General features: G+C 31.3%; 8 protein-coding genes. All 8 read left to right on the top strand.

Annotated features, from left to right (window positions below):
* Positions 1-103 precede the first annotated feature (103 nt).
* Positions 104-1,051, top strand: a complete 948-nt coding sequence (locus ACVC3Y_RS00340) for a hypothetical protein (RefSeq protein WP_452225752.1) — start codon at positions 104-106, stop codon at positions 1,049-1,051.
* Positions 1,052-1,272: 221 nt separating this feature from the next.
* Positions 1,273-1,641, top strand: a complete 369-nt coding sequence (locus tag ACVC3Y_RS00335) for a cbb3-type cytochrome c oxidase subunit I (protein ID WP_301162017.1) — start codon at positions 1,273-1,275, stop codon at positions 1,639-1,641.
* Positions 1,642-1,965: 324 nt separating this feature from the next.
* On the top strand, positions 1,966-2,256 hold the full coding sequence (locus ACVC3Y_RS00330; protein ID WP_452225751.1) for a helix-turn-helix domain-containing protein: 291 nt from the start codon (positions 1,966-1,968) through the stop codon (positions 2,254-2,256).
* A gap of 3 nt (positions 2,257-2,259) precedes the next feature.
* Positions 2,260-3,318, top strand: a complete 1,059-nt coding sequence (locus tag ACVC3Y_RS00325) for a DNA methyltransferase (protein WP_452225750.1) — start codon at positions 2,260-2,262, stop codon at positions 3,316-3,318.
* Positions 3,311-4,123 (top strand): DNA-methyltransferase, encoded by an 813-nt coding sequence (locus tag ACVC3Y_RS00320; protein ID WP_452225749.1) that lies wholly within the window; start codon positions 3,311-3,313, stop codon positions 4,121-4,123. Before ACVC3Y_RS00325 ends, ACVC3Y_RS00320 begins: the two co-directional genes overlap by 8 nt.
* 14 nt (positions 4,124-4,137) lie before the next feature.
* Positions 4,138-5,394 carry a hypothetical protein gene (locus tag ACVC3Y_RS00315; protein WP_452225748.1) on the top strand — a complete coding sequence of 419 codons (1,257 nt, stop codon included), beginning with the start codon at positions 4,138-4,140 and terminating at the stop codon, positions 5,392-5,394.
* Between the two features lie 295 nt (positions 5,395-5,689).
* On the top strand, positions 5,690-6,316 hold the full coding sequence (locus ACVC3Y_RS00310; protein ID WP_452225747.1) for a DUF2441 domain-containing protein: 627 nt from the start codon (positions 5,690-5,692) through the stop codon (positions 6,314-6,316).
* Positions 6,317-6,485: 169 nt separating this feature from the next.
* Positions 6,486-7,178: a hypothetical protein gene (locus ACVC3Y_RS00305; protein WP_452225746.1), complete on the top strand. Its 693-nt coding sequence runs from the start codon at positions 6,486-6,488 to the stop codon at positions 7,176-7,178.
* The last annotated feature ends 1,168 nt before the right edge of the window (positions 7,179-8,346 follow it).

The following is an 8,346-nucleotide window of genomic DNA, read 5'->3' as shown; positions in this document are numbered from 1 at the left end:
AAACCATACGTAATGCTAACAACGTGTATATTTTATTGCTAGTTCTCGCCTACTTACGAAAATCCTCGCGGATTTTCTATTCGGTTTTTATTTGCTAACTTAGTTGCTTAAACACGCAACAAAGCATACACAAGACCGTTGTGCGTCATTTAAGAAAAACCGAAAACAAAAGAAATTGAGTTGGATAAATAAAATATTTGGAACAAAAAAGGTAGAGGAAATTCCAACTCGAAAAATTGACTATATCCAAATAACTAATGATTGGAACGCTGACCCAGTTTCACCTGAAATTGAATTAAAAGTGGACGGAATTGACTTAACAATGGATATTTATCTCAATCATTTTCAATTCGACAAATATCAGGAAGGCGACAAAGTTAAAATCCGATTTAAAAACTGTGCGGAATATTCTCTGAATACTTGCAATGACGAAGGGTATTTTTACGGACAATATAGAACTAATCACAATGAATTACCTTGGGGAGAATTCTATGAAATTAAAAACGGATTAGATAAAGAGTTACCGAATCCGATTGAGAAAATTCAAACTAGTAATTCTGACAGAAAACATTTTATTTTCTTTTTTAAAGACGAAACATTTGAATGTCTTGCTTCAGATTATTATTTAGATTTTTACAACGAAAAAGTACTAAACAGTTGTAAAACAAACTATAATGTGGTTTTAGAAGGCAAAGAAATTGGAACTTCTAAACTAGAAAAAGCAGATGCACCAATGGGAGTTGCATTTGGACTAATTGAATTCAATGAAATAGAAACGCCATACGAATTCTTTAAAGAATACTGCTTGAAAAATAATATTGTAATAAATACTGACGACCCAGAATTTGAATTTATTGATACTCAAGTAATATCAGAATTAAAAGTATTCAGACAGGATGGGCTTGAAATAAAAGGAGTTGCCGGAAATGCAATTACTGGAATGAAAGATGAAGGATATGAAATCTCAATTTTGGGAATAAGTTACCCATTTTATGAAGAGGAATTTACTCATCACGTTGAACATTATAGAAATATGTATAAATCGGAATAAAAACGAACGCACAACACCGTGTATAATTCATTGCTAGTTATAGCCTACTTACGAAAGTCCTCGCGGACTTTCTATCTGTAATTTATTTGCTAACTTTAGTGCTAAAACCACGCAACAAATCATACACAACAACGTTAGCCACAAGTTGAATGAACAAACTAATCGAAAAACCACATCTAATTTTTTTACTCTCAATTCCAATAATAATTTTGATTGGAATTATGAGCGGAAGCGCAGATTTGGACATTAATGTACACGACACATATTATATCATTGCATATTTACATTTAGCAATACTGATTTCAATACTTTTCGGAATAATCGGAATTGGATATTGGCTTATGCAAAAAGCTGACAGAAAACTATCGAAATGGCTGAATTGGACACATATTGGATTGACTTTTGGCGGAACTTTAATTGTATGGATTTTGACTAAATTTTATCGGAATGAGATTATGGAATGGGAGTTTAATAACAATCTGACAATGGTTATCACTTTGACTGTTTTACTGATGATTATTGGACAATTAATTTTTCCGATTAACATAATATACGGACTAATTAAAAAGAAAAATAAAACCAGTGGCTAACACCGTATATAATTTATTGCTAGTTATAGCCTACTTACGAAAATCCTCGTGGATTTTCTATTCGGTTTTTATTTGCTAAATTAGGTGCTTAACCACGCAACAAACCATATACAAACACGTTGTGCATAATGCGGGAAATCGTACAAATCATCAAACTTTCTGTCTGAAAACCCAACCGCATATTTTAGCACATTTGGTTTTTGCCTACGCCTACATCCAACGCTCTAAAAACCAAAAGAGCTAAAATTTCCAACCGCAAAAAATTGTATTTCCAATTAAATTAATTACATTTGACCATAATTAGTCAAGTCTAAATTTGGTAAAATGACACTTGGACAGAAAATCAAGGAATTAAGAGAATCAACTGGAATGTTTCAAAGGCAACTTGCTTCAATACTTGAAATCGGAGATGGTTTTTTAAGTAAAGTTGAAAGCGACCAGAAACCTTTAAAACGAGAACACTTAAAAACAATTAGTGAAACTTTCAATTGTTCGTTTTCGGAATTAGAAGCTTTGTGGATTGGCTCAAAGGTTTATGACATAGTTAAAGACGAAAAAGAAGGAATGAATGCCTTAAAAGTTGCAGAAGAACAAATGAAATACGAGAAGAAATAATTGATGAAATACCAACTATATAAAAAAGATAGAAAAGAAGTTGTTCCTGTTGAAGAAACCAAACTGAATAAACTTGCAAAAACTAAACTGAACGAGATTTTTGAAAAGAGAGTTGAGTTGAGAATACCAAGCAGATTTATTGAAGATTGGGGAAAAGTTGCATTATTTCATTCAAAAGGAGATGTTGAAAAAGCAAATGCCATTCTTTTTCCAAACGAGAAATCAGCTTTTGCTTTGAATAATAACTTAAATGATTTAACCGCTAAAGAATGGTTACCAGAAACTATTACAGTATTTAGTCAAAAAGGTTTAGGTGCTGGTAATAAAAATGCACAAATTGAAAAACAGCATCCTGCACCTTTTTCTTTCCAAGATGTTGGAAGACTTATTCAATTCTTTTCTAAAGAAAATGACAAAGTTCTTGACCCATTTTCAGGAGTCGCATCAACTGTAAAAGCTTGTGCATTCAATAATAGAATTGGTTACGGAATTGAACTAAATCCCAAATACCACGATTTGGGTTTACAACGAATTGAATTAGAAGTTCCTGACGATTTCCCTTTAAAAACAAAGCAAAATTTAATAAATGGAAATAGTCAGAAAGAAATTAAAAAATTCAAAAAAAACGAAATAGATTTTATTGCTACAAGTCCACCATATTGGAACATTTTGGAAACTGTTGACCATAAAGGAAAAGAAAGAATTGATAATGATTTAGACCATAAGTATAGTGAGAACAATGAAGATTTGGCAAATATTGAAGATTATGACAAATTCCTTTCAACGCTTGCAAAGTTTTTCAATGACTGTTCTAAACCATTAAAGTCTGGAAAGTATATGTGTGTAATTGTAAGTGACTTTAGAAAAAAAGAGAAATACTATACTTTTCACGCTGATTTAGCGAATGCGTTGGAGAAAAAAGGGAATTTTGTTTTGAAAGGAATTAAAATATTATATCAGAGACATAAAAGTATTTACCCTTACGGTTATCCTTTTTCATTCGTTCCAAATATGCACCATCAAAACGTTTTAATATTCCAAAATATCAAGAAAGATGATTGAAACAAACAAAATACATTATGGAGACTGTATTAAGCAAATGCAGAAATTAGAAAATGATTCTATTGATTTAATAATAGCTGACCCACCTTATAATTTAAACAAGGATTTTGGAAATTCGTCAGATAATTGGAATGACGTTGATGGATGGATAAAATGGTCAAAAAAATGGCTTGATGTTGCAATTACAAAATTAAAACCAACAGGTTCAATTTTTATTTATGGTATTCACCATTATTTATGTCACCTGCACGTTTACCTGTATCAAAAAGATTTAAAATACAGAAGGCAAATAATCTGGCATTACGAAAACAGTTTTTCAGGTTATAAAAATTCGCCTTCGGCAAATTACGAACCTATACTTTGGTTTTCAAAAACTGATGATTACACATATCATCAAATAAGAGAACCATATAAAAGTAAAGAAAGATTAAAAAACAAAATAATCAAAAACGGTAAAGTTTGGACACCACATCCTGATGGAAAACACGCTGGAGATGTATGGAATATTCCAGTTTTAGCAGGTAAAAGATTTGCTGATGAAAAAGTTGACCATCCAACTCAAAAACCGTTGGCAATTTGTGATAGAATAATTAAACATTTCTCTAACGAAAATGATTTAGTTCTTGTTCCTTTTGGTGGTTCTGGGAGTGAGTGCGTTAGTGCTGTCAAGAACAACAGAAATTTTATAGCTTTTGAGAAAAATAGAGATTACATTAAAATTGCGAATAATCGATTGAAAGAATTAAATGTCAATAATCAAATTGAGATAAAAATTAATACAAATGGTATATTAGCAGAAATTTAATTTCTGCTAATTCAATGAAAAACATACCACACCAATTCAATAATCTTAATAAATATTTTGAGGCACTACAAACTGTCTTGCAGTTAATTGAGGAGGAAACACCTTTAAGAGATGAAAACCTTGGAGAACAACTTTTAAGAAATGGTGTGATTAATCCAGGTCGTGAAGGACTAACTATTGAAGAATATTTATTAGAACAAAGTGCAAAGACACCTTCAAATAGAGGTTATCATACCGCAGCAAGGGAAACTATTAAATTCTTTAAATTAATTGGGTTTTTAATTGTTTATGATAACAAATCAGGAGAGCTTACACCAAGTGCGATTCAAATTTTATCTATACCAGACGAAAATATTAGAAAAGAATTATGGAGGAACGCTTTTATTCAATTAGGTGTTGAAGGTACAGATGGAGAAATAAGTCATCCATATAGAATTTTACTAAAACTTGTTCAAGATAAATCTGGAATAGAAACAAAAAAATTAATGCTGGCTCTGGAAGCTGAAAATGATTCAATTGAAGAATACGAGAGAATTATTGAACTTTCCGAATTGTCATTGGAAGAAATTCTTGAATCTACAGGAACTTCTGTATCAATGGGTAGAAATGCTGTTAAAATTCTTCCTGGAATTGCAGAACAATTAGGAGATATTGTTAGAAGAGGAAACAATGCTTTTCCGATAGGTAGAATTGTTATTACAGAGGATGAAATTTCCACAGAAATTCCACCTGATGCAACGAATGCAGAAGGAATTCTCTATTCACAATTTAGACCTGTGACTTCAGGTACAATTGCTGTCGACCCAATTTTTAATACAATTTCTACAGTTAGTATAGATTATTCAGAATCGATTAGAATTCGTCAGCAACGTTTGGCAGAACATCAAGAAATCGTAAGGCAGCTTGGACTGTTCTGCGAAGAAAGAGCATTTGAACTCTATGAAGGAAAGTTTGATTGTTTGTCGACAATGGAAGAAACTGCTTTAGTTTTTGAAATTAAAACTATCTTAAGCTCAATGCCTGACCAAGAAAAGCAGACTATTAAGGGAGTTGGACAGCTTAAATATTATAAGTTTTCAATCGTAAACCGACAAATGGAATATGAGGACATTAAAGAATTTTTGGTCTATTCTCAAAAACCACAAGTCAGTTTAATTGAATTTTGTACAGCGGAAAATATTAAAGTAGTTTGGTTAGAAGAAGGAATATTTAAAATTTACGACGCTGTTTCAAATGAGGATATTGATTTTGAACCATTAGATTTTGTATAAAAAGCCAACGCTAAAAGCCATACACATTTGCAATTCGCTACAGCCAACACACAAGCCCAAAATTGCAAAAGAGTATGTCTTGCCAACGCTCAATCTGAACTAAATAACAAACATCGGAAAACCAAGCTGAACGTGAAAAGCACTATGCACAACAACGTATATAATTTATTGCTAGTTATAGCTTACTTACGAAAATCCTCGCGGATTTTCTATCCGTTTTTTTTTGTTAACTTAGTTGCTTAACCACGCAACAAACCATATACAAACACGTTGTACACAAGCCAAAACGTAAAATATGACAACCTATTATCATATAAATAACACGAATTGCGACTGGAAAAAAGACGATATAATCCATATTGGAAAGGAGGAAAACAATTACTGGAAATCTTTTGCAAATAGAAGTCTTTATATAGAATTAAAAGGAGAAAAACATGAAATATATAAAGTAACTAAAGCTGCATTTGAAGAGTATGCAAAACTACACCCAGCTCCTTCGATAATGAAAGATTATCATTTTAACATACTTAAAACTCTAAAGGAAGCAACAGCTAGTCTTGGAGACGCAATTAAACTAAATCGTGAATTAATTTTTGAGATAATTAGAAATGAATTCTATCCAGAGTTACCAAGTAGAAAGAATTGTATTTGGCTAATACCTAATCATCAAGATTCTCTGAATTTATGGTTTAAAGTTTTGAATAATCGTGAACAAATAAAGATATTCAAAGTAGAAGTTGATGGTAAAATACATAGAGCATCTCAGGACTGGTTAATTGGTGGAACCATTTCTATAAATGAATGGAATAATTTAGCTCATAACTATTGGAAAGGAATAGATTCAGGAACTATTAGAGATGAAGTACTATTTACTGGGGAAATGAAGATTCTTGAAAAGATTACAAAACCTACAATACTATAGAAAACGAAATTAAGGCCAGTGTACAACATCGTGTATAAAAAAATGCTACATTAGTGCTTAAATAAAGATCGTTGCACTTTTGTTACGTCTGATTTTCCTACGGAAAATCCTCGCTCACAAAAACGCAACTTTTCATACACAAACACGTTATGTGCAAGAAGAATAAACTATGTCAAGAACAAGTCGCTTACCTAAATCAAAATTTTTTGTACTTCGTCATCTCGAAATAGGATATTATTTCAACTTTGACCCAATCAAAGCTTACCTCGAAAGTTCGCAGAAAATGATTGAGGAAAACGAGAAAGAACTTAAAAAAAGATTTGACAAATGGAATATCGAAAATCAGTTTAATCCAGACTATCCAGACGCATATGATATTTATGAAAATGAAATTATAAATCAATCGGAATTTTCAAGCATATTGAATGAATCTACATTTTTAACTGTTTATTCAATGTTCGAACATTCATTTTTTCATCTTTGCGAAAGATGCAGAAAAATTGAGGGTTTGAATTTAGGACCAAAGGATTTATCAGGAGGGAATTATATTGGACAATGTAGGAAATTCATAACTCACGTTTTAAATGTGAATTTGGATAATCAAAATGAAATCTGGACTAAAATTAGAAAATACCAACTGATTAGAAATACAATTGCGCACAATAGAGGAGTTTTAAAAGACCTTAAGCAAGATAATCTTGATTTTATCGAAAAAACGAACGGAATCTCATATAATAAAATCGAAAAACAAGTTCATATTGACTCAATAGAGTTTTTGAAAAAATTAATCGACGAATTAGTAGGCTTCCTAATTGATGTATGTACTGAAATAATTGAACAGAAAAAGAATTCCAGCACATAACACCGTGTATAATTAATGGCTAGTTTTCGCATACTTACGAAAATCCTCGCGGATTTTCTATTCGGTTTTTATTTACTAAATTAGGTGCTTAAACACGCCACTAATCATACACAATCACGTTAAATGCAATCGCTCCGAAAATTGTAACTCCTATTTTAACTGAATTTCTAAAAACATTATTCATCAGAGTTTTTCCTTACTCAATTCTGAAAAAACTTTTACTCAAACTCTGAATTTACTCAGATATTGAATTCCTTGCTTTCGGAATCTCTTACTCGAATTCTGAATTTAAAATACTGGAATCTAGCACTTACGGAAATTAAAATTGTTTGCGGATTAATCACTCAAACGCTAAATACTACAAAGCGTTTGAAAATAAACACTTTTCGTTATTAAGTTGTAAAAGCAAAACTAGCGTTTAGCTTTTGTTTTTTTTATTGTCCAATCTTTATTGCTAATCTAAATCTGCTTACTCTTATTTGTCGCGAAAGCAGTTAACAACGTGTATATTTTATTGCTAGTTCTAGACTGCTTACGAAAATCCTCGCGGATTTTCTATTCGATTTTTATTTGCTAACTTAGTTGCTCAAACACGCAACAAAGCATACACAAAACCGTTATAAAAAATAGCTCAGATGAACCTCTGAACTATGAAACAAACATTAATTCACAGATTAATATTTAATTACTTCTCACTCTGCTTTTGAATTTTCTCTTACTCATTTCTGATAATAAATAATGGATTCATTTTTTTTAGAATATAATTATAAACCTGAAACTGAAAATTACTTTTACGAAGTTTCCCACACTCCTATTCTGAAATTATTAAAACTTACTCAATCGGAATTTTTTCACTCATTCGGAATTTGAATCTAAAAGGATTAGATTACTCAAACGCAAAATGCTGCAAAGAGTTTTGAAGAAAAACACTTTTCGCTATTAAATGGTAAAAGCAAAACTCGTTTCGCTTTTGCTTTATAATTGTTCCATGATTATGGCTAAATATTTCGTGCTTACTCAAATGTTTCGCTACATTTTATAACAACGTGTATAAAAAATTGCTAGATTAGTGCTTAAATAATGGTAGTTGCATTTTTGCCAACTTCTGATTTTCCTTCGGAAAATCCTCGTCGCCAAAAACGCAACTTTCCATACACAAGACCGTTGT

This window comes from Lacinutrix cladophorae (genome assembly GCF_053604645.1).
Note: the sequence above shows the minus strand (reverse complement) of the source record. Positions and strands in the feature narration are given on the sequence as shown.

What these genes read in the sequence shown, in the direction of transcription:
- ACVC3Y_RS00325 (WP_452225750.1), top strand. Translation starts at nt 2,260, where the DNA reads ATGAAATACCAACTATATAAAAAAGATAGAAAAGAAGTTGTTCCTGTT.
- ACVC3Y_RS00335 (WP_301162017.1), top strand. Translation starts at nt 1,273, where the DNA reads ATGAGCGGAAGCGCAGATTTGGACATTAATGTACACGACACATATTAT.
- ACVC3Y_RS00310 (WP_452225747.1), top strand. Translation starts at nt 5,690, where the DNA reads ATGACAACCTATTATCATATAAATAACACGAATTGCGACTGGAAAAAA.
- ACVC3Y_RS00315 (WP_452225748.1), top strand. Translation starts at nt 4,138, where the DNA reads ATGAAAAACATACCACACCAATTCAATAATCTTAATAAATATTTTGAG.
- ACVC3Y_RS00320 (WP_452225749.1), top strand. Translation starts at nt 3,311, where the DNA reads ATGATTGAAACAAACAAAATACATTATGGAGACTGTATTAAGCAAATG.
- ACVC3Y_RS00305 (WP_452225746.1), top strand. Translation starts at nt 6,486, where the DNA reads ATGTCAAGAACAAGTCGCTTACCTAAATCAAAATTTTTTGTACTTCGT.
- ACVC3Y_RS00330 (WP_452225751.1), top strand. Translation starts at nt 1,966, where the DNA reads ATGACACTTGGACAGAAAATCAAGGAATTAAGAGAATCAACTGGAATG.